This window comes from Pseudomonas sp. PDM30, assembly GCF_019218985.1.
GTDB lineage: Bacteria > Pseudomonadota > Gammaproteobacteria > Pseudomonadales > Pseudomonadaceae > Aquipseudomonas > Aquipseudomonas jessenii.
The window spans coordinates 732884-752873 of sequence record NZ_JAHUWM010000001.1 but is presented as its reverse complement, the minus strand read 5'-3'; the positions used below and the strand labels follow the sequence as shown (position 1 = coordinate 752873).

Annotated in this window: 21 protein-coding genes and 1 pseudogene; 10 read left to right on the top strand and 12 right to left on the bottom strand. The window is 60.3% G+C overall.

Annotated elements, in window-relative coordinates:
• Positions 1 to 15 precede the first annotated feature (15 nt).
• Together KW840_RS03495 and KW840_RS03490 are read right to left on the bottom strand one after the other, a co-directional pair.
• The gene (locus KW840_RS03495) at positions 16 to 969 is read right to left on the bottom strand and encodes a putative 2-dehydropantoate 2-reductase (RefSeq protein WP_218494455.1); all 954 of its coding nucleotides are present in this window, start codon (positions 967 to 969) and stop codon (positions 16 to 18) included.
• Positions 966 to 1352 carry a co-chaperone YbbN gene (locus KW840_RS03490; RefSeq protein WP_057713808.1) on the bottom strand — a complete coding sequence of 129 codons (387 nt, stop codon included), beginning with the start codon at positions 1350 to 1352 and terminating at the stop codon, positions 966 to 968. Before KW840_RS03490 ends, KW840_RS03495 begins: the two co-directional genes overlap by 4 nt.
• On the opposite strand from KW840_RS03490, the gene KW840_RS03485 reads away from it, so the two are divergent.
• Both KW840_RS03485 and KW840_RS03480 read left to right on the top strand, forming a co-directional pair.
• Positions 1351 to 1794, top strand: coding sequence for a PilZ domain-containing protein (locus KW840_RS03485; protein ID WP_079246728.1), 444 nt, complete (start codon positions 1351 to 1353; stop codon positions 1792 to 1794). The genes KW840_RS03490 and KW840_RS03485 overlap by 2 nt on opposite strands.
• A gap of 187 nt (positions 1795 to 1981) precedes the next feature.
• On the top strand, positions 1982 to 3058 hold the full coding sequence (locus tag KW840_RS03480; RefSeq protein ID WP_007973561.1) for a 3-deoxy-7-phosphoheptulonate synthase: 1077 nt from the start codon (positions 1982 to 1984) through the stop codon (positions 3056 to 3058).
• 88 nt (positions 3059 to 3146) lie between these two features.
• Here KW840_RS03480 and KW840_RS03475 read toward each other — a convergent pair whose 3' ends face one another.
• Positions 3147 to 3434 carry a GNAT family N-acetyltransferase gene (locus tag KW840_RS03475; protein ID WP_007973562.1) on the bottom strand — a complete coding sequence of 96 codons (288 nt, stop codon included), beginning with the start codon at positions 3432 to 3434 and terminating at the stop codon, positions 3147 to 3149.
• 640 nt (positions 3435 to 4074) lie between these two features.
• Between KW840_RS03475 and oprI the strand changes: the two genes are divergently transcribed.
• Complete coding sequence (gene oprI / locus KW840_RS03470; protein ID WP_003199355.1) at positions 4075 to 4326, top strand: outer membrane lipoprotei OprI; 252 nt, start codon at positions 4075 to 4077, stop codon at positions 4324 to 4326.
• Between the two features lie 124 nt (positions 4327 to 4450).
• Here oprI and KW840_RS03465 read toward each other — a convergent pair whose 3' ends face one another.
• From KW840_RS03465 to KW840_RS03455, 3 genes are all read right to left on the bottom strand, one after another.
• Positions 4451 to 5425, bottom strand: coding sequence for a L,D-transpeptidase family protein (locus KW840_RS03465; protein WP_057713807.1), 975 nt, complete (start codon positions 5423 to 5425; stop codon positions 4451 to 4453).
• Positions 5426 to 5899: 474 nt separating this feature from the next.
• On the bottom strand, positions 5900 to 6193 hold the full coding sequence (locus KW840_RS03460) for a hypothetical protein (RefSeq protein ID WP_003226812.1): 294 nt from the start codon (positions 6191 to 6193) through the stop codon (positions 5900 to 5902).
• A 56-nt stretch (positions 6194 to 6249) separates the two neighbouring features.
• The gene (locus tag KW840_RS03455; RefSeq protein ID WP_090457081.1) at positions 6250 to 6855 is read right to left on the bottom strand and encodes an arylesterase; all 606 of its coding nucleotides are present in this window, start codon (positions 6853 to 6855) and stop codon (positions 6250 to 6252) included.
• A 10-nt stretch (positions 6856 to 6865) separates the two neighbouring features.
• Between KW840_RS03455 and KW840_RS03450 the strand changes: the two genes are divergently transcribed.
• From KW840_RS03450 to greB, 3 genes are read left to right on the top strand one after another with little or no spacing between them, the layout of a single operon-like run.
• Positions 6866 to 7549, top strand: coding sequence for an ABC transporter ATP-binding protein (locus tag KW840_RS03450; RefSeq protein ID WP_046043370.1), 684 nt, complete (start codon positions 6866 to 6868; stop codon positions 7547 to 7549).
• Positions 7549 to 10053 carry an ABC transporter permease gene (locus tag KW840_RS03445; protein WP_218494454.1) on the top strand — a complete coding sequence of 835 codons (2505 nt, stop codon included), beginning with the start codon at positions 7549 to 7551 and terminating at the stop codon, positions 10051 to 10053. The genes KW840_RS03450 and KW840_RS03445 overlap by 1 nt, the downstream gene beginning before the upstream one ends.
• 34 nt (positions 10054 to 10087) lie before the next feature.
• Entirely contained in the window at positions 10088 to 10585 is a 498-nt protein-coding gene (greB, locus tag KW840_RS03440; RefSeq protein WP_057713804.1) for a transcription elongation factor GreB, read from the top strand.
• Between the two features lie 3 nt (positions 10586 to 10588).
• On the opposite strand, the gene KW840_RS03435 is transcribed toward greB, so the two are convergent.
• From KW840_RS03435 to KW840_RS03425, 3 genes are all read right to left on the bottom strand, one after another.
• On the bottom strand, positions 10589 to 10897 hold the full coding sequence (locus KW840_RS03435) for a hypothetical protein (RefSeq protein WP_057713803.1): 309 nt from the start codon (positions 10895 to 10897) through the stop codon (positions 10589 to 10591).
• Positions 10898 to 11144: 247 nt separating this feature from the next.
• Positions 11145 to 11579, bottom strand: a complete 435-nt coding sequence (locus KW840_RS03430; protein WP_090457085.1) for a DoxX family protein — start codon at positions 11577 to 11579, stop codon at positions 11145 to 11147.
• A 103-nt stretch (positions 11580 to 11682) separates the two neighbouring features.
• A complete protein-coding gene (locus tag KW840_RS03425; RefSeq protein ID WP_150812275.1) occupies positions 11683 to 13104 on the bottom strand; it encodes a transglycosylase SLT domain-containing protein in 1422 nt (473 codons plus the stop codon).
• Between the two features lie 237 nt (positions 13105 to 13341).
• Between KW840_RS03425 and KW840_RS03420 the strand changes: the two genes are divergently transcribed.
• From KW840_RS03420 to KW840_RS03410, 3 genes and pseudogenes are all read left to right on the top strand, one after another.
• Complete coding sequence (locus KW840_RS03420; RefSeq protein WP_218494453.1) at positions 13342 to 14151, top strand: TatD family hydrolase; 810 nt, start codon at positions 13342 to 13344, stop codon at positions 14149 to 14151.
• Between the two features lie 188 nt (positions 14152 to 14339).
• Positions 14340 to 15821 carry a methyl-accepting chemotaxis protein gene (locus tag KW840_RS03415; RefSeq protein WP_218494452.1) on the top strand — a complete coding sequence of 494 codons (1482 nt, stop codon included), beginning with the start codon at positions 14340 to 14342 and terminating at the stop codon, positions 15819 to 15821.
• Between the two features lie 221 nt (positions 15822 to 16042).
• Positions 16043 to 16397: pseudogene (locus KW840_RS03410) on the top strand (Mpo1-like protein).
• On the opposite strand, the gene KW840_RS03405 reads toward KW840_RS03410, so the two are convergent.
• The 3 genes from KW840_RS03405 to KW840_RS03395 form a co-directional block, all read right to left on the bottom strand.
• On the bottom strand, positions 16398 to 17195 hold the full coding sequence (locus KW840_RS03405) for an acyl-CoA thioesterase II (RefSeq protein ID WP_090457089.1): 798 nt from the start codon (positions 17193 to 17195) through the stop codon (positions 16398 to 16400).
• 231 nt (positions 17196 to 17426) lie between these two features.
• The gene (locus KW840_RS03400) at positions 17427 to 18185 is read right to left on the bottom strand and encodes a CHAD domain-containing protein (RefSeq protein ID WP_154860257.1); all 759 of its coding nucleotides are present in this window, start codon (positions 18183 to 18185) and stop codon (positions 17427 to 17429) included.
• A 121-nt stretch (positions 18186 to 18306) separates the two neighbouring features.
• Positions 18307 to 18585, bottom strand: a complete 279-nt coding sequence (locus tag KW840_RS03395) for a hypothetical protein (protein WP_034150181.1) — start codon at positions 18583 to 18585, stop codon at positions 18307 to 18309.
• Positions 18586 to 18804: 219 nt separating this feature from the next.
• On the opposite strand from KW840_RS03395, the gene KW840_RS03390 reads away from it, so the two are divergent.
• Entirely contained in the window at positions 18805 to 19842 is a 1038-nt protein-coding gene (locus KW840_RS03390; RefSeq protein WP_057713795.1) for a patatin-like phospholipase family protein, read from the top strand.
• Positions 19843 to 19990 lie beyond the last annotated feature (148 nt).

The following is a 19990-nucleotide window of genomic DNA, read 5'->3' as shown; positions in this document are numbered from 1 at the left end:
CTCAGGTCGGTCGAATCAGGTATTGCGTCGATCAATGAAACTCAAACTGCGATACAAGGCCTCGATGCGTGGCATCTCACACCCGGCAGCCTTCGCCGCCGCCAAAGGCCGGGCGTAGATCGCGGCCAGTTCCAGCGGTCGCTTGTGCAAATAATCGTGGTACATGCTCGGCCAGTAGTCGGGCATCTTTTCGGTCACCATGAACAAATGCTCGGCATAGCCTGCCGGTACGTCGTGCCCGCAGGCAACAGCGCCTTGGACCACTTCAGCCATCAGCGCCTTGATCAGCTCGCGGCTGTCGGCATCGGCCATCAACGGTGTGGTGCTCGCCCCCAGCAAAACCGAGAGACCGTTGTAAGGGATATTCCAGACCAGTTTTTGCCAACGCGCCTGATGTAAATTCGCCATGGCCTGGGAATCGAGGCCGGCGCTGCGAAACAGCCCGACGCCCTCCTCGACAATTGCGCTGCGTGCCGGCCCATCGGCGGGACCGCTGTGATAACCCACATGGACCGCGCCCAGCGCCTGATGGGTAATGACACCCGGCGCCTCGCGATGGACGCAGATGTAGCAGAGCCCTCCAAGCACATGCAGCGAATCGGGGAGCAACGCGCGCAGGCTGTCTTCGACGTCCAGGCCGTTTTGCAACAGCAGTACCTTGGCGTTCGGTGCCGCCGCCTGCAGGATGGCAGGTGCCAGGTCGGCGTTGCTGGTGGTTTTCGCGCCCACCAGCAGCCAATCGCAAGGTGGCATGTCTTGCGCGTCCGAATAGGCCTGCACCGGGTTCAACGTCAGTACACCGTGGGGCGCGCTATCGACTCGCAAGCCATGCTCGGCCACCGCGGAGAACTCGCTGCGCAGCAGAAAATGCACATCAAAACCGGCACGTGCCAGCATCACCCCGTAGAAACCGCCGATTGCGCCGGTCCCGATAATGCCGATCGTCGGCTTGGCAACTGTCCCCATCATGGCAACTCCTCTGCTGTTCGACTCAGCGCCTGGTGCACGGCCCGATTGAGCTCGGTGCCGGTCAGGCGCGATTTCAGTGCTCCAAAGAATTCACCGTCGCGAACGACAAACAGCGCCGGCAAGTGAAAAACCTGATAACGCTCGACCACCCCGCCGTTGTTGCCGGCATCGATCCAGCACAGTCGATCGACTGCCAGGTCGAGTGTCGGCAATTGCTCGCGGGCAAAACGGCAACTGGCGCAGCCGACACTGGTGAAAATGACCAGCGATACACCGCTCATCGCCAGCAGCCGTTGGTCGGCGTCAAAATCGGTCAGTTCCAATTCGACCACTATACTGGGAGGAACAATGTCAGATGGCCGACACATGGAGTCTGTGTTCATGGGACGATTCATTCCTCACCCTGACGATGTGCCCGTCGAATTAACGTTGCTGAAACCTGAGTGTCTTTCGCGACGACAGCTGCACACTATCAGTCTCGGGGGCATGGCTTGCAATTATCACCGTGCGTGGCGTCACGGCACGGCGCTGGAGGTACGCATGCCGACCGTGAACCCGGACATGCGCTACCTGGGCTATGTCGCCTGGTGCCTGCGACGCAAGCGCGGTTATCTGGTAGGCATCGCTTTCGTCGATGAACAAACGCTGTTCAGCGCCCGGATGGGCGAACAGGTGTGCCAGATCGAACGCTACTGCCGCCTGCATGAGGCCCACGAAGACTTGCAGGACATCCAGGCCCTGGCCCTCGAATGGGTCCAGGAGCATGCCGACGAGTTCTCTCACGATTCGGTGCGCAAGGCTTTTGCGCAACCGGTGCTGGAATAGAGGCATTCTTGATCGGTTTGCCCCTCGCGGCAGGGAAACTGACTGCGAAACCCCACCAAACCGGCGTCTGCCCATTGTCGAGCCACGGTGTAACGCGCTAAGGTTCAGCTCCCCGACGCGCTTAATTTGCTGTGCTCCGCCGCGCGGGTTCGCTGGCGGCCGGCACCCGTGACCTGACGAGTAAACGATGGCTGATTTACCGATCAACGACCTAAACGTCGCCTCCAACGAGACACTGATCACTCCCGATCAGCTCAAGCGCGATATTCCCCTGAGCGACGCCGCACTGCGCACCGTCACCAAGGGCCGCGAAGTCATTCGCAACATTCTGGATGGCACCGACCATCGCCTGTTCGTCGTCATCGGGCCTTGCTCGATCCACGACATCAAGGCCGCCCACGAATATGCCGAGCGCCTGAAAGTTCTCGCCGCCGAAGTGTCCGATACCCTGTATCTGGTCATGCGCGTGTATTTCGAGAAGCCACGTACCACCGTCGGCTGGAAAGGCTTGATCAACGACCCGTACCTGGACGACTCGTTCAAGATCCAGGACGGCTTGCACATCGGTCGCCAGTTGCTGCTGGACCTGGCCGAAAAAGGCCTGCCGACCGCCACCGAAGCCCTCGACCCGATCTCCCCGCAATACTTGCAGGACCTGATCAGCTGGTCGGCCATCGGCGCGCGCACCACCGAATCCCAGACTCACCGTGAAATGGCCTCCGGGCTGTCCTCGGCCGTCGGCTTCAAGAACGGCACAGATGGCGGCCTGACCGTGGCGATCAACGCCCTGCAATCGGTTTCCAGCCCGCACCGCTTCCTGGGTATCAACCAGGAAGGTGGCGTGTCGATCGTGACCACCAAGGGCAATGCCTACGGTCACGTGGTGCTGCGCGGCGGCAACGGCAAACCGAACTACGATTCGGTCAGCGTTGCGCTCTGCGAGCAGGCGCTGAACAAGGCGAAGATCAAGCCGAACATCATGGTCGATTGCAGCCACGCCAACTCCAACAAGGATCCGGCCCTGCAACCGCTGGTGATGGAGAACGTCGCCAACCAGATCCTCGAAGGCAACAAGTCGATCATCGGCCTGATGGTTGAAAGCCACTTGAACTGGGGCGCCCAGGCGATCCCGAAAGACCTCGCCGACCTGCAATACGGCGTGTCGATCACCGACGCCTGCATCGACTGGACCGCGACCGAAAACACCTTGCGCAGCATGCATGCCAAGCTCAAGGATGTGCTGCCTAAACGCGATCGCAGCTGATCGCCTGTTTGGCGGTGCAAAAAGCACACACAAAAAAAAAACGCCGGGCTGGACCCGGCGTTTTTTTATGTGTTCGTTTTGTTGAAGGTCACTGACTCAGCTTGGCCGCATGCCGCTGGTGACGCTCCATGTAGCGCTCGACGTAGGAGCACGATGGAATGACGGTGTAGCCCATTTCGTCAGCGTACTCCAGCGCCTTCTCGGTCAAGGCTGCCGCAATACCGCGACCACGCAATGCGTTGGGCACGAAGGTGCGATAGATATCCAGGGTCTGTTTCCCCAGATCCATATAGGTCAGATAGGCACGATGACCGTCCACATTGGTCTCGAACTGATGACCAGCCTGGTCATGGTGGATGGACAACGCCTCGCTCATCACTACTCCTCGCGGGTCTGGAATTCCGACCCCTACCTTACCGATGTTTTTCCGGCGAAGGAACATCTACGCCACCCCGTGCCTGAGTGGGCACCGAGAAGAGCTGCACCGATCTCGCGCTACCGAGCACGTACAAATAGTAGGCACCATTGGCAGAAATGCTCAAGGTGCGCTCGTCATCGTGCGGGTTGGCGGGTGCTGCTCCGGATCACGCAGGATTGCGCTCGACCGAAGATCACTCCGGGTCGATAGCCTGAACATTGCCGGATGTTGAGACTTAAGACGAGCGCCCGCTGTTAAAGTCACCTGAACATCGAGAAAGATATTGGGAGGCGCTACGCAAAAGCCGAACAAAAGTGTAGACGAATCCATGTAGGCGGACTTTAGCCAGGCGGGAAAAAGAGCGGTGTGCCGAAGGAACTTTTTCTCTCCAGTTCGCTCAGCCACGGGCCTTGCAGCTGGATATTTTTTAAACAGTTCAGTTAAAAGTTGCTCGAAAAAGAATCAACGCCTACAATTTTTTTTGCTTCTTGCGTCACGTCAGTTTTACTTACTACAAGTAATGGGTAGTATGTACGCCGGCTCTTTCCTCAATCGGAGGAGATAGCTACTTAATAGAAAGTCCTTGAAGGGGAACACGATGAACAACGTTCTGAAATTCTCTGCTCTGGCTCTGGCCGCAGTTCTGGCTACCGGTTGCAGCAGCGCATCGAAAGAAACCGAAGCACGTCTGACCGCTACTGAAGACGCAGCTGCTCGCTCCCAGGCTCGTGCAGACGAAGCTTACCGTAAAGCTGATGAAGCTCTGGCTGCTGCTCAAAAAGCACAACAGACTGCTGACGAAGCTAACGAGCGTGCTCTGCGCATGCTGGACAAAGCTAGCCGCAAGTAATAATCCTTCGGGATTGTTATCAAGCCGACCCATTTTTTGGGTCGGCTTTTTTATTGCCTGGCGTTTCTCCAGGCAATAAAAAAACCCGTCGACGCTGTCCGCGCCGACGGGCTCTTTGCCAGCGTTACTGCAGCGGGTCGATCGGCATGCTCGATACCATCGGTGCAACGCCGTTGCCCGGCACAGCGATCTCAACCGGCAGGCCGTCTTCAGCGGCGACCACATCACGCACCACATCCCAGTTCATACGCAGGTTGTTGGTGATGTCTTCACGCTTGAGCATCGCATTGATGACTGCGGTGTGCTTGTCGACCACCGACGGGTTGCCCTTGTCGTCCAGCGGCGTATGCGCCTCCAGATAGACCTTGCCGCCACTGAGACCAAACTTGTACGGGTCGTTGATGATCCGCACGGACGTTCCGACCGGCACCATGCCCGCCATTTCCAGCACGTTGTTGTTGAACATGCGGAAGCAACCGTGGCTGGTGCGCATGCCGATACCGAACTTCTTGTTCGAACCGTGGATCAGGTAGCCCGGTGTGCCCAGGGTGAACTTGAACGGCCCCAGCGGGTTGTCAGGGCCGGCCGGCACAACGTTGGGCAGCGGGTCACCGTCTGCTGCGTGCTCGGCCTTGATCGAAGCCGGAGGCGTCCAGGTAGGGTTCGGTGTCTTGGCGGTGATGCTGGTGTGGGCAATCGGCGAGCCCCAGCCTTCACGACCGATACCCAGCGGGAACGTGTACACCACGTTCTTGCCTTTCGGGTAGTAATAGAGGCGGTACTCGGCCAGGTTGATCACGATGCCTTCACGCGGACCTGGTGGCAGGATGAAGCGAGTCGGCAGAATGATTTCCGTACCGGCGCCAGGCAACCAGGCATCGACACCCGGGTTGGCCGCGACCATTTCCGTGTAGCCCAGATCGTAGGCGGTACCAAGGTCGGCGAAGGTATCTTCGTACTTGGCCTTGATCACCTGCACCTGGCCGATGATGTCCTCACCGGGCGGTGGCAGGGGAAGCTCCAATGCTGCGACTGGACCGGCCACTAAGAGGGCGGCAAGAGTCAGGCAGCGGGTGACGGCAGGAAAGCGCGACAACATCCGGAAAATCCTATGCATGATCAACTGAGAGTATAAGAACGCGATTGTACACTGCAGTCCGTTATTTCGGGGAGATCGCCCGATTACAGGCAGTGCAAGGCGATATTGAGATTATCCTCGATCCCGTGTGGGAGCGGGCTTGCTCGCGAAGGCTGTAGGGCAGGCGGTGTGGATTTTTGAGGGTGAGGCGGCCTGCTGGCCGGGCCGATCACAACTGAACGCGTTTCCCTGTAGGAGCGAGCTTGCTCGCGAAAAACGCCAGGACAACGCGGGCATTCAGGCAGCACGCGTTATCGTTGACGTCCATCGCGAGCAAGCTCGCTCCTACAGAAGAGCAGAGCAACGGCAGGTCGGCGCACACCCGTGCTCTTCACCACTCAACAGGCCGAGCGCAACTGACCAGAGGGCAATGCCGCCGTTACCGTAGAAGCGGATACACGCACAGTCGGCAAAAGGCTAACGCGCAATGACGGATCAAAGCTCAAACCGCAATTCCGGCCAGATCGGCGACGTCCCCCGCTTCTGCGACTCAAGAATGGCCCGGCACAACGAACACAGCCGCTGGTCCTGAAACACCCGGCGATCAACACTCGACCAGCGCGGTTGCGCCGGCAACAGACTGCCGCACAGGGTCCGGTCCGCCGAACCGCCCAATTCCAGCTGACGGGTCACCAGATGCACCCGCACTTCCTGGCAGGCGAACAGATCCAGCTGTTCGTCAGGCTCGATCAGTTGATAGGCAAATAGTGACCAGGCGGGACGCGGCATCGGGGGCTCCAAATCGGGGGCGCCACCTTAGCCGAAAGCCTGCTTCTAGAAAAGTGTCATAACAGCGGTTTTAGAGTAGGCCAGACATTTTCCAGCAACTTGTCCTGGGCCCCGGCCGCCGGGTGTATGCCGTCAGCCTGCATCAAGTCCGGATGGCCGCCTACGCCATCGAGGAAAAACGGCACCAGCGGGATCTTTTTCTCATCGGCCAGGTTGCTGTAGACCTCGGCGAACGCCTTGGTGTAACGCGCACCATAATTGGGTGGCAATTGCATGCCGAGCAGCAACACCTTGGCACCGCTGGCCCGGGAGCTGTCGATCATCGAAGCAAGATTTTGTTGCAATTGAGTTGGCAGCATCCCACGCAGACCATCATTGCCGCCCAGCTCGAGGATCACCAGTTCCGGTTTATGCTCTGCAAGCAGCGCGGGCAGGCGCGCCTGGCCTCCGGCACTGGTGTCGCCACTGATGGATGCATTGATCACTTTGTCGTCGAAACCTTCGTGCCTGAGCCGTTGCTCAAGCAGCGACACCCACCCCAGCCGGGTATCCAGCCCGAAACCGGCGCTGATACTATCGCCAACGATCAGGACTGTACCCGCCGCTGCGTTTTGGGCCATGCACATCAAGGCCAGGCCAGCACTCAAAAACCAGACACGCATCGGACTCTCCATGGGCGCAAGCATTCTCATCGCGAAGGACCTTAGCAAAGTGGTTCCCAGCGCGGAAGGTGAACTGACCATCCTGCACCAACTCAGCCTGGAACTGAACAAGGGCGACAGCCTGGCCATCGTCGGCGCTTCCGGCTCCGGCAAGTCCACCCTGCTGGGCCTGCTTGCTGGCCTCGACCTGCCGAGCAGCGGCGAAGTCACACTCGCCGGGCAAGGCCTGAGCAACCTCGATGAAGACCAGCGTGCGCGCATCCGCGCCGAGCACGTGGGTTTTGTGTTCCAGTCATTTCAGCTGCTCGACAGTCTCAATGCCCTGGAAAACGTCATGTTGCCACTGGAGCTCGATGGCCGCAAAGACGCCCGCGAACGCGCCACCCAATTGCTGCAACGGGTGGGACTGGGCCAACGCCTGACTCACTCGCCGCGCCAGCTCTCCGGAGGCGAGCAACAACGCGTGGCGATTGCCCGCGCATTCGCCGCCGAGCCCGATGTGCTGTTCGCCGACGAACCGACCGGCAACCTCGACAGCCACACCGGCGAGCGCATCAGCGACTTGCTGTTCGAGCTCAACCAGGAGCGCGGCACGACACTGGTGCTGGTGACTCACGATGAACGCCTGGCCCATCGCTGCCGGCGCCTGATCCGTCTTGAAGCCGGCCTGCTGGTCGCCCCTCTGGAGCCTTGATGGCACGCCTGCCGCTGTTGCGCCTGTTCAGTCTCGCCATCCGCCAATTGCTGCGCGATGCCCGCGCCGGTGAATTGCGCGTGTTGTTTTTCGCCTTGCTGGTGGCCGTGGCCGCCAGCACTGCCATCGGTTACTTTGGCGCGCGCCTGAACGGCGCCATGATGCTGCGCGCTACCGAATTCCTTGGTGCCGACCTGCTGCTCGAAGGCAGTTCGCCTGCGCGCCCCGAACAGATAAGAAGCGGCACCGAACTGGGTCTGGAACACGCTCAAGTGGTGGAGTTCTCCAGCGTCATCGCCACCGACAACAGCATTCAACTGTCCAGCATCAAGGCGGCCGATGACACCTACCCGCTACGGGGCGAATTGAAAAGCGCGCCCGCCCCCTTTGCCACGCAAATAGTCGGTGGCGGACCGCACCCCGGTGAAGCCTGGGTCGAGGCACGCCTGCTGACCGCCCTGGACCTGAAGATCGGCGACAGCATCGATGTCGGCATGAAAACCCTGAAACTGGCGCGGGTGCTGACTTACGAACCCGATCGCGCCGGCAATTTCTACAGCCTGACACCGCGGGTGCTGATCAACCTCGACGACCTTGCAGCCACCGGCGTGGTGCAGCCCGGCAGCAGGGTCAGCTATCGCGACTTATGGCGAGGCAGCGCTCAGGCACTCGAGACGTATCGGCAACTGATCAAACCGGGGCTTGCCGCCAACCAGCGCTTGCAGGACGCCCGCGACGGTAATCGACAGATCGGCGGCGCCCTGGGCAAAGCCGAACGCTACCTGAACATGGCCAGCCTGGTGGCGGTGTTGCTGTCCGGCGTGGCGGTGGCGCTGTCGGCAACCCGCTTCGCCACCCGACGGTTCGATGCCAGTGCCTTGCTGCGCTGCCTCGGGCTGTCGCGCCGGGAAACCATGGTGCTGTTCAGCCTGCAACTGACTGTCCTCGGGCTGCTGGCCAGCATCAGCGGCGCCCTCCTCGGCTGGCTCGCACAGCTGGGGTTGTTTGCCCTGCTGCATGACTTGTTGCCGACCGACGTGCCTCCGGGCGGGCTGTTTCCGGCCATTGCCGGGATCGGTACCGGACTGGTGGCGTTGGCCGGATTCGCCTTGCCGCCACTGGCGGCTCTGGGTCGGGTTCCGCCATTGCGCGTGCTGCGCCGGGACATGTTGCCGATCCCCTCCAGCACCTGGATGGTCTACGGCGCAGCGCTGGGCGCCCTCGCCCTGATCATGTGGCGCCTGAGCCTGGACCTGGTGCTGACCTTTGCCCTGCTCGGCGGCGGCGTGATTGCAGCGTTGGTGCTGGGCGGCTTGTTGTTGCTGCTGTTGAAGAGCCTGCGGCGCATGCTTGCTCGTGCGTCCTTGCCCTGGCGCCTGGGACTGGGCCAACTGCTGCGTCACCCGCTCGCTGCCGCGGGCCAGTCCCTGGCGTTCGGCCTGATTCTGCTGTCAATGGCGCTGATTGCGCTGCTGCGCGGCGAGTTGCTGGACACCTGGCAGAACCAGCTGCCGAAAAACGCTCCAAACTACTTCGCGCTGAACATCCTGCCGGCGGACAAACAGGCCTTCACCGATCACCTGATCACCGTATCGGCGCAATCGGCACCGTTGTACCCGGTAGTGCCTGGGCGCTTGATCAGCATCAACGGCGAGCCTGTACAGCAAATCGTCACCAAGGAATCGGCCGGGGACCGGGCGATCCAGCGCGACCTGAGCCTGACCTGGGCCGCGGACCTGCCGTCGGGCAACAAACTCACGGCCGGCAATTGGTGGAACCAACAGTTGCCGGACGATGTTCCCGGCGTGTCGGTAGAAGGCAAGGTCGCCGAGAGTTTGAAAATAAAGCTCGGCGACCACCTGGTATTCAGCGTTGGCGGAGTCAATCGCGAGGCGAAGGTCACCAGCCTGCGGGAGATCAACTGGGACAACTTCCAGCCGAACTTCTTCATGATCTTCCAGCCCGGCACCCTCAAGGATCTGCCAGCGACCTACCTGACCAGTTTTTATCTGGCAGCGGGTCACGACCAACAGATTGTCGACCTGTCCCGCGCCTTCCCGGCGGTGACCATCCTGCAGGTCGAAGCCTTGCTGGAGCAACTGCGCAGCATCCTCGCCCAGGTGACCCTGGCGGTGGAGTACGTGTTGTTGTTCGTGTTGGCGGCGGGGATGGCGGTGCTGTTCTCCGGCCTGCAAGCGACGCTGGATGAACGCATTCGCCAGGGCGCGCTGTTGCGTGCGCTGGGGGCGGAGCGGCAATTGCTGGTCAAGGCCCGGCGTATCGAGTTCGGTTTGCTGGGCGCAGTCAGTGGCTTACTGGCGGCACTGGGCTCGGAAGTGGTGAGCTGGGTGCTCTATCGCTACGCCTTTGACCTGCCGTGGCATCCACATCCATGGCTGTTGTTGCTCCCACTGGTGGGCGCCGTGCTCATTGGTGGTGCAGGGGTGTTCGGCACCCGTCGGGCATTGAACGCCAGCCCGCTGACAGTTCTGCGCGAGGGTTGATAGACTCCTGCCATCCTCACCACAAGAAGCTGTCATGAGCCGTTACCGCCCTCCCCGCACCGCTGGCACCGCGCTGATCACCCCCGAGGGTGAAGCGCGGATGCGCGCCGAGTTCCATGAGTTGTGGCATGTACGTCGGCCCCAGGTTACCCAGGCTGTCAGCGAAGCCGCGGCCCAGGGTGATCGCTCGGAGAACGCCGAATACACCTATGGCAAAAAGATGCTGCGAGAGATCGACAGCCGCGTGCGTTTTCTCACCAAACGCCTGGAAGCGCTCAAGGTGGTCAGCGAAAAACCCAGCGATCCGAACAAGGTCTATTTCGGCGCCTGGGTCACGATCGAGGACGAGGATGGCAAAGAGTCGCGCTACCGCATTGTCGGGCCGGATGAACTGGACCTCAAACAGGGCCTGATCAGCATCGACTCGCCCCTGGCCCGCGCATTGATCGGCAAGGCGCTGGACGCCGAAGTCCGGGTCCAGACACCGACGGGTGAGCAGTGTGTGTACATCGTGGCAATCGAGTACCCGTGAGCTTTAAAGCCGGGTAATCAGCCCTTGCCGGGCAACGCGGGTCAGTTGCCGGATCACTTCAGGCGCATCTTCGAGGCTGGGGGATTGAATCACTGCCAGATCGAAACTGTCGTTGGCGAAACGAGCGAGCGATTCACCGTCTTCGACAAACTGGATCAGGAAGGCAGCGGGACCGCCGGTACGACGTGGCCAGCCATCGAGATAACGCAAGAGCGTCGGCTGATGTTTGCCGCCAAGCAGGATTTTTGGATTGCGCTGGGTGAGATGTGCCGTGATCGGCGCGGGACGTACAACGGGGTTTAGTGCATTCATTGTGTCGTGTCTCTGCCTCAAAAGTCTGCATGGCAGGTGAGAGGCAACACCGAACCAGCGCTTTAGCGGTATTTCGAAGCCTGTTCCGGCTTCTATCGGCAACTGGATGAGTCACCTGGCGCCCCGCAAGTAGCTGTTTAAATCGGCGCATGAGCAACATCCTAGAGAAGCTGACTGGACAGTGTCAAGAATGACGCTCAACAAAAAAGGCCCGCACAATGCGGGCCTTTTCGTTGAGCCAGAGCGGTCAACCGGCGATGGCACGGTCCGCCGAGAGCTTGCCCGCACCTTCGATCAATACCGCGAGACTGCCACCGAGCAACGCCAGGGCGAACTCATAACCGTTGTTGGCCATGAACAGACCGTTGCTGATGTGCACCGAGAAAATCGCGACCAGCGACAGGAAGATCAGGCCCAGTGCGGCCGGGCGAACCAGCAAGCCGATGATCAGGGCCAGGCCGGCGAAGAATTCGGTGCCGCCCGCCAGTGCCGCCATCAGGTAACCCGGCGTCAGTCCGAGGCTTTCCATGTACTGCGCGGTTCCAGCCAGACCATAGCCACCGAATGCCCCGAAGAGTTTTTGCGAACCGTGAGCGGCGAAAACAATACCGACCACGATGCGCAGAACGGTCAGGCCGTAGCCAGCGCGGGTAGACAGTACCTTATTGATCAGAGTGCTCATGCTGTTTCATTCCTTGTCAGTGTGTGTGGGTTGGCCGCCATATTAATCAGTAATTCACATTCTAAAAGCGCAAAAAACCCGTCATAACAATCAAATTTGTTGATCATTTGCGTGAAACAACCTTTTGCCCCTGGGGCTCCAACGACTCCCGCTCCCGGTCGAACGCCAAGTAATACTTGTTCACGCTATTAACATAACTGACAGGCCCCATACCCACTTGCTCCATGGCAATGCGTTCGACCTGGAAGAACCACTGGTTGGGATTCAAGCCTCGCCGACGGGCTTCGGCGCGCATGCCTTGCACCCGCTCCGGCCCGATGTTGTAGGCCGCCAGCACGAAGGCCATGCGTTCGCGCTCGTTGAGTTTCGGACTGGCAAAGAATTTGCGCCGGATCATCGCCAGGTACTTGGCCCCGGCCTGCACATTGCCATCAAGGTCCTGAATATTGTTGACCCCCACCCGCTGCGCCGCAGAAGGCGTGATCTGCATCAGACCGGTGGGGCCACCGCCACTGCGGGCGACGGGTTGCAGGGATGACTCCTTGAAGGCCAGCGCCGCCAGGTTCAGCCAGTCCATGCCCTGGGCGTCGGCGTGTTTCTGCAGCACCGGGCGAAGTTTTTCCAGGCGCTGTCGGTCCGCCTTGGCCAGTGGATAGTGCACTTGATAGAGACGACGATAGATCCGCAGGAACGCGGCGTCCTGATCCGATGGTTTTTTGTAGACGGTGAGGAAGCGATCAATGCTGGCCCGCAGCATCGAGGCATCACGGCGCACGAACCAGAATTCCTCTCCCGGATCACTGACGAGTACCTGTTTGTCGAAACGCAGCTTGGGCAGGATCTTGCCCCAGCGTTCGGCGATCGGTTGCTCGACGATGGTCAGGTGGAAGATCCCGCCCTGCACCATCTCCAGTACATCCTCGACGGCAAGGCTCGGATCGACCCATTCGATCGTGACCGGTGGCAGTTTGTGCAAGGCGAGCTTTTGATTGATCTGGCTGACGGCATCCCCGGCGGCGCTGCCTGCGGGTAATGCCAGGGTCTTGCCGGAAAGCTGTTCAAGCCTGGTGTAGCGGCGTTCGCCCTTGATGCCCACCAGGACCAACGGGATGTTGCTGGCAATCGGCTCACTGGTGCTGACGGCGAAGCCGGGTTGCAGCTCGAGCAACTCGCCTGGCGCCACCAGATCGCCCTCCCCGCGCTGCAATGCGCCAAGCAGTTGATCCTTGGCCTTGGGAATGATCTTGAGGGTGATTTCCTGACCGTCACGGGCGTGGCCGTTGAGGTATTGCTCGAACGCTCTCAGGCGATGGTATTCGACCCCGATCGCCTGCCCCTGGACTTCACCGGAACTGTTGCGGCTCTGGTTGACCAACACCCGCAGCACACGACTGCTGCGTATTTCCGCAAGGTCGCGCACCTTGCTCGCCGGTACGGCTTGCAACGGCCCGGGCAGACGCGCGACCGCCGTCATCGGCAGTAGCAGCGAACAACACAGCAGTAGCAAAACCGAGGGACGAATCATCCACTCTCCGGAAAGAATATGAGGCCCGCTTCAATGACGAAAACCATCAAGCGCGGCGACAAAAACAGAGCGCCCAAGGCGCTGGCAACGTGCGAAAGACTGGCACAATGATGGCAAAACTACCAACCAGGTCTGGTCCGCGGCTCAAGAGACAGCGTTAACCCGTTGTAGTTCTTGGTTTTTCTTATAAATCCACGGCTCTGATATGCTTTCCGGCCTTTGGGCCGAGGTAGCACCATGCAACTCATCGATATCGGCGTCAACCTGACCAACGCCAGTTTTGCCGACAAACACCAGGCCGTACTTGACCGCGCCTACGCGGCTGGCGTGTGCCAACTGGTGCTGACCGGCACCAGTGTCGAGGGCAGTGAACAGGCCCTTGAGCTGTGCCAGCAACTGGACGAAAGCGCCCAGCGACTGTTCGCCACCGCCGGTATTCACCCTCACTGCGCCAGCGACTGGAACGCCGACAGCGCCCGACGTTTGCGCAGCTTGCTCCTGGAGCCGAATGTGGTGGCCGTGGGCGAATGCGGGCTGGATTTCAACCGTGATTTCTCGCCGCGCCCGCAACAGGAGAAGGTCCTCGAAGAACACCTGGCCATGGCCGTCGAATTGCAGCTGCCGGTTTTTCTGCACGAACGCGACGCCAGCCAGCGCCTGCTGGAAATCCTGCGCGACTTCCGCGACCGACTGCCGGCCGCCGTAGTGCACTGCTTCACTGGAGAGCAGAAGGCACTGTTCAGCTATCTCGACCTGGACTTGCACATCGGCATTACCGGCTGGATCTGTGACGAGCGCCGGGGCACGCATTTGCACCCACTGGTCAAGGAGATCAAGCGCGGACGCCTGATGCTCGAAAGCGATGCACCGTATCTGCTGCCGCGCAGCCTGCGCCCCAAGCCGAAAAACGGGCGAAACGAGCCGGCGTACCTGACCGAAGTGCTGCGCGAAGTGGCACTGCATCGCGGGGAAAGCCAGGAGGATCTGGCAGCGCATACCACCGCGTGCGCGCGGGCGTTTTATCGGCTGCCCACCATCGCCTTGTAAACACTGCCCCTTGTGGGAGCGGGCTTGCTCGCGAAGGGGGACTATCAAACACCATTGATGTCGACTGATACCCTGCTTTCGCGAGCAAGCCCGCTCCCACATTGACGTGTATCAAGGTTCGAATTTCTGAGTAGCGGCACAATGCTGGCACCTTGCCAAAACTGTTTCCGCTATCAGAGAAGACCTCCATGGGTGCCTGGCTTAGCAATATCTCGCTGAAATACAAATTCTGGGCGGTCAACGCTGTCGCCTTCGTCACCACGCTGCTGTTGGTGCTGTATGCCGTACGCCTCGAACAACAAGCCCGCGTTGATGCGTCCCAAGCCGCGACTCAGGTACAAGCGCGATTGCTGGTCGACTGGCCTGTCGGGCAGCCTCTGCCCAAGGCCGACAACCTTCTGACGTTCGATCGCGGACAGACACCGTCGCTGAATGGACAGCCCATGCTCGAACTCGTCGATGCAAACGGCTGGGTCGAAATCAACGTGATGCCGCTGTTCGGCGACAATCCGCTGATGGGTGCCGAAGTGTTTACCCGTGCCGACGGCCAGCAGGTCGCCGTGATTGCCCACGGGCCAAGCCTGAGCCAGGTGTTCAGCGAGCGCTTCGCCAACTACGCGTCGGCGGTGTTCATCCTGATGCTGGCAATGCTCGGTGCATCGCAGTTATTGATCCGCTTCCTGCTCAGCCAGCTCAACACCTTGAAAGACGTCATGTTGCACGTGGAGAAAACCGGCGACCTGTCGGCCCGCGTGCCATTGGCTTGCCGCGACGAAGTCGGGCAAATGGCCAACGCCTTCAACGCCATGCAGGCCGGTTATCAACGGGTGGTCAACACCGTCGCCAGCACCGCCCGGCAACTGGACGTCGGCGCCGCACGGCTGGCGGCCAGCATGAATGAAGTGCGCCACGGCATGCTGGGCCAGCAAAGCGAAACCGATCAGGCCGCCACAGCGATCAATGAAATGACCGCCACGGTCTATCACATCGCTCAACACGCGGGTGCCACCCGTGACCTTTCGCAATCGGCCGATACCCTGGCCGGCAGCGGGCAGGCGGTTGTGACACGGGTGCAGCGGTCGATTGCCGGACTGTCCACCGGCGTCCAGCAGACTGCCGAGATGATTCAACGCCTGGCCGAGGACAGCCAGAAAATCAACGGCGTGGTCAAAGTGATTCACAGCATCGCCGAGCAGACCAACCTGTTGGCGCTCAACGCCGCCATCGAAGCGGCCCGGGCCGGCGAAATGGGTCGCGGTTTCGCGGTAGTCGCCGATGAAGTACGCAACCTCGCCAAACGCGTGCAGGCCTCCACGGATGAGATCACCCTCATGGTCTCGGCGTTGCAGGCCGGCACACGGGACGCCGTGGATTTCATGCAAGAGAGCTCGTTCAAGGCCGACGACTGCGTACAACAGGCGCAAGAGGCCGGCGCGGCATTGGCCGAGATCACCGGAGCGGTGGCGCAGATGCGTGAAAGCAACACGCAGATCGCGGTGGCGGCCGAGCAGCAGAGCCAGGTGGCGGAGGAGATGAACCGGGCGGTGGTGAGCATCCGTGACGTGACCGAGAACACGGTGCAGCAGACGGTGACGTCGGCGACCACCAGCAATGAGCTGGCGGCGTTGGCCGGTGAGTTGAGCAAGGCGATAGGTCAACTGAAACTTTGAGAGCCTCTTCGCGGGCAAGCCCGCTCCCACAGGTGACCGCGTTCTTTCATTGGAATACGGTCAAAATGTAGGAACGGGATTGCTCGCGAAGGCTTCAGAACTGGCACCATCTATTCCAGTCATGGCACCTATCAAGCCAATAGCCAGCCTTGATTCGCCGCCAGCATAGACCGGGCCTATTCTTAATCACATGTGTTCAACATGGATCGAGGATCGGCATCATGGGCAAACGTCACCCCAACCTACCCGCCTGGCAATGGCGAGCCTACCCGAACAATCATCAGCACCCGACCAATCTGGTGCTGCACCTGATCGCGGTGCCGCTGTTCATCGTGGCATTTCTGCTGATTGTGACCGGGGTGTTCAGCCTGAGCCTGGCAAATATCGCCATCGGCGTAATCGGTGTGATTGCGGCGCTGGCCTTGCAACGCCACGGCCACAACCTGGAGACCCAAGCCTCCGAACCCTAAGGATGCGGTATCACGCCTGTTGGTCGAGCAGTTCCTGACGTTTCCACGGTTCTTCCTCAGCGGCGGCTGGTGGCGCGCCTGGCGTGAGCGCCACCGCCGACACTGATCAGGCGAACACAGTCACGGTCTGCCGGCTCATGGCGATCAACCGACCATCCGCGCTCCACATTTTTGCGGCGGCATGCCCGTAGCCGTCGGCGGCGTATTCGGTTTCGACGAGGTATTTGCACCAGTCCAGGGTGTTCAGTTCCAGCAGCGGCTGCACGAATTCGATGGTCCAGGTCAGCGTGCTGCCCATCGCCGGCTTCTTCAAAAACGGCATCAGGGCCGGCGGCCAGGCGTCCACCAGCGCCAGGATATGCGCCTCGCCGATAGCCTCTTCCTTTACGTCGCCGCGCAAACGTACCCAGCCACCCATTTGCCGGGATGTGCTACCGCTGAACGGCAGCCCGCCGACACTCCAGCGCATCGCCAGATGCCGCATGAACTCCGGGATGACGCCTTCGACGAAAGGCAATTCCTGGCATTCGTCCCAGTGCTTCATTTCAGGTGCCGGTTCAGCGGCCACCGCCACTTCCGAAGGTCGCGAGGCGCCGAAGCTGCCCTGGATCAACGTCACCACCTGGCCCTTCTGCATCACCCGGCCCAGCACTTGGCTGACGGCCTTGCCTTCGCGCAACACCTCGACGTCAAAACTGACCGGCACCTCGGGCTCAACCGGGCCAACAAAGGTGATTGCCAACGAACGCACCGGCCGATCCGCCGGAACCCGGGCGCGCATGGCTTCGTACTGCAAAGCGGCCACCAGGCCACCGAAACTGGCTCGCCCCTGGGCCCAGGATGCCGGGATAGACAGCTCCATCGGCTGGCTGCGGACAGCGTTGAGCAGTTCGGAAAAACGCATGAAAACCTCTGGGAATGGAAAAAGATGAAGGGATCTTAACCATCTGGCGACGTTGATACATCGCCTATTCCGGCCAAATTGACTGACAGATAAGTCGCACAAGGCTCGTGCCGGACATATAACCTGCAGGAGCGAGCCTGCTCGCGATAGCGCCCGGACAGCCAACATCAATGTTGAATGTCACGACCTCATCGCGAGCAAGCTCGCTCCCACAAAGGATCTCGAGTGGTCTCAGGATTTGAAACAGGCCTTGCTGAATTTTTCCAGAACGCGGTCCGCTCGGGTTTCGGCCTCGGCCATCGTGGCTTCCCATACGGCAACACAGGGTTGCAAATCCGCTTCCCGTTCAGCCATCGCCAGCCATTGCACGCAATCGTGCCAGTCGCCCAGCGCACCCTGGGCCGATTTCAGCCGGGGCATGGCCGCTTTCGGCAAACGGTCCAGTTCGGGGTAAGCGTCGATGCCATAGCGCACGCGCTTGATCAGCAGGCGCAGCCGATGACGGTCGTGGGTCGGATCGTGCAGTGCCTCGTCGAGTTTTTTCCATTGCTTGCCCAGGCGTTTTTCGATGCGCTTGCGCAGGCCCTTGAGCAATCCCTGGCGCTGGGCGGCACGCAGAAAACGCGGAAACGCATCGAGGACGATCAGCATTTGCGCGAGTTCGGGACTGGTCGCCACGGCCGGGTAAGCCTCGGCCATTTGCGCCATGCGCCACTGTGCGGCTTGGGGTTGATGGTGCTGGAGCAGGTACGCCGCCAGCACTTCGCGATCACGCAATGGTGTGGTCAGATCGCCCACCCGGGAGGCCGCCGCTTCCAGTTGTTCGACGCCGGGCAACCCGCGCAAGGGTCGCAACAGACTGCGTAACCGTCGCATGGTTGTACGCAGATCATGTAACGCTTCAGGGTCTGTACGCTCTTTCAAGCGGGCCTGACAGGCCAGCAGACGAACTTCCAGGCCCAGAACCTGAGCCACCAACCGATCGATCATGGGGGTTTACTCCGTAAACAGCGCCAGGTTGCAAGCTCCAGGCTGCAAGCTCCAGACTGCAAGCTCCAGACTGCAAGCTCGAAGGCTCTTGCAGTTTAGAGCTTGTCACCGCTTTTTGCTTTTAACGCCCTGCGCGCGATTCACGAATATAGAAACGAGCCTTCTCGGCTTTTTTGGTGCAGCCTTCGAATCCCTCGAATTGCTGCTGGGTCTTGGCCGCGGTCAACAGCGACAGGGCCTTGGAGTAGCTGACGGTCCCGGCGAAACCTTCGGCTTTGGCCAGGTCCAGTTCATGCCATGCCGCATCCAGGTTACTACCGCAGCTGTCGCGATAAGCGGTTTTGCCGGCACAACCGGCCAGCGCCAGGGCAATCAATGGCACGCAGATCCAGGCTTTCATCACTCACTCCTCAAAAATAGGTCAACAGTCATGCAGGTAAGACGTTGTGGCACCTGAAAAGTGCCGTTGGTCGCCGTGCAACTATAGCGCCGACAAGAATAACCATGTGCCGCCATGGAGTGTCGAAAATACGACGCTCTTGTCCCCTCGAACGACCATGGCGATTGAAGCATGGCCCTCGATGGGTGCATTGTTGAATCATTCAAACGAGGGCGATCCATGAAAAAGCGTGTCGCACTGGTATTGGGCTCGGGTGGAGCCCGGGGTTATGCACATATCGGGGTCATTGAAGAGATCGAACGGCGCGGCTATGACATTGCCTGTATCGCCGGATGCTCCATGGGCGCGGTGGTGGGAGGGATCTACGCCGCCGGCAAACTCAATGACTACCGTGACTGGATCGAGAGCCTGGATTATCTCGACGTGTTGCGTCTGGTGGACGTCAGTTTTCGTCTGGGGGCGATCCGTGGCGAGAAAGTCTTCGGACAGATCCGCAAGATCGTCGGCGAGATCAACATCGAAGATTTGCGTATCCCCTACACCGCGGTTGCCACCGACCTGACCAACCAGCAGGAGATCTGGTTCCAGGAAGGTTGCCTGCATCAGGCCATGCGCGCCTCGGCAGCGATTCCCAGCCTATTTACCCCGGTGATGCAAGGCAACCGCATGCTGGTGGACGGCGGCATTCTCAACCCGCTGCCGATCGTGCCGGTGGTGTCGAGCCATTGCGATTTGATCATCGCGGTCAACCTCAACGCCACCAACCAGCGCCACTATCAATTGCCGGTCATCCAGCGTCCCGCCGCCTTCAAGACCCGCTTCGACAGCCTGATCAACTCCGTCGGCTCGAAGTTGCCGTTCCGGCGCAAACAAGCCGAGCAATTGTTGATTCTGGAACAGGAAGCCTTGAAGGCCGAAGGTGCGGAGCTCAACCCGTGGATCGAATCCGCCGAGCCCCAGGCGCAGCAACCCGCGGCCGCTCCGGAAACCAGTGGCGCCCCCCGCTCCGCCACCGGTTCGTTCATCATCGACAACGTCGGGCCGGCGTCCTTGCTGGATTTGATCAACCAGAGTTTCGAGGTGATGCAGACGTCACTGGCGCAGTACAAGATTGCCGGGTATCCGCCGGACATCCTGATCAACGTGCCCAAGCGCGTGTGTCGGTTTTTCGAGTTCTACAAGGCGCCGGAGTTGATCGCGCTGGGAAGGGAGATTGCGCGGGATACGCTGGACCGGTATGAGAATGAGCAGAACTGAACGTCTGAAAACTCTCGATTGAATGCAAGGGTCTCATCGCGAGCAAGCTCGCTCCCACAGTGAATCTTTGGTGTTCACAAAATGTGTGTCTGACCAGGATCCCATGTGGGAGCGAGCTTGCTCGCGATGACGTCAGATCAAGCAACGA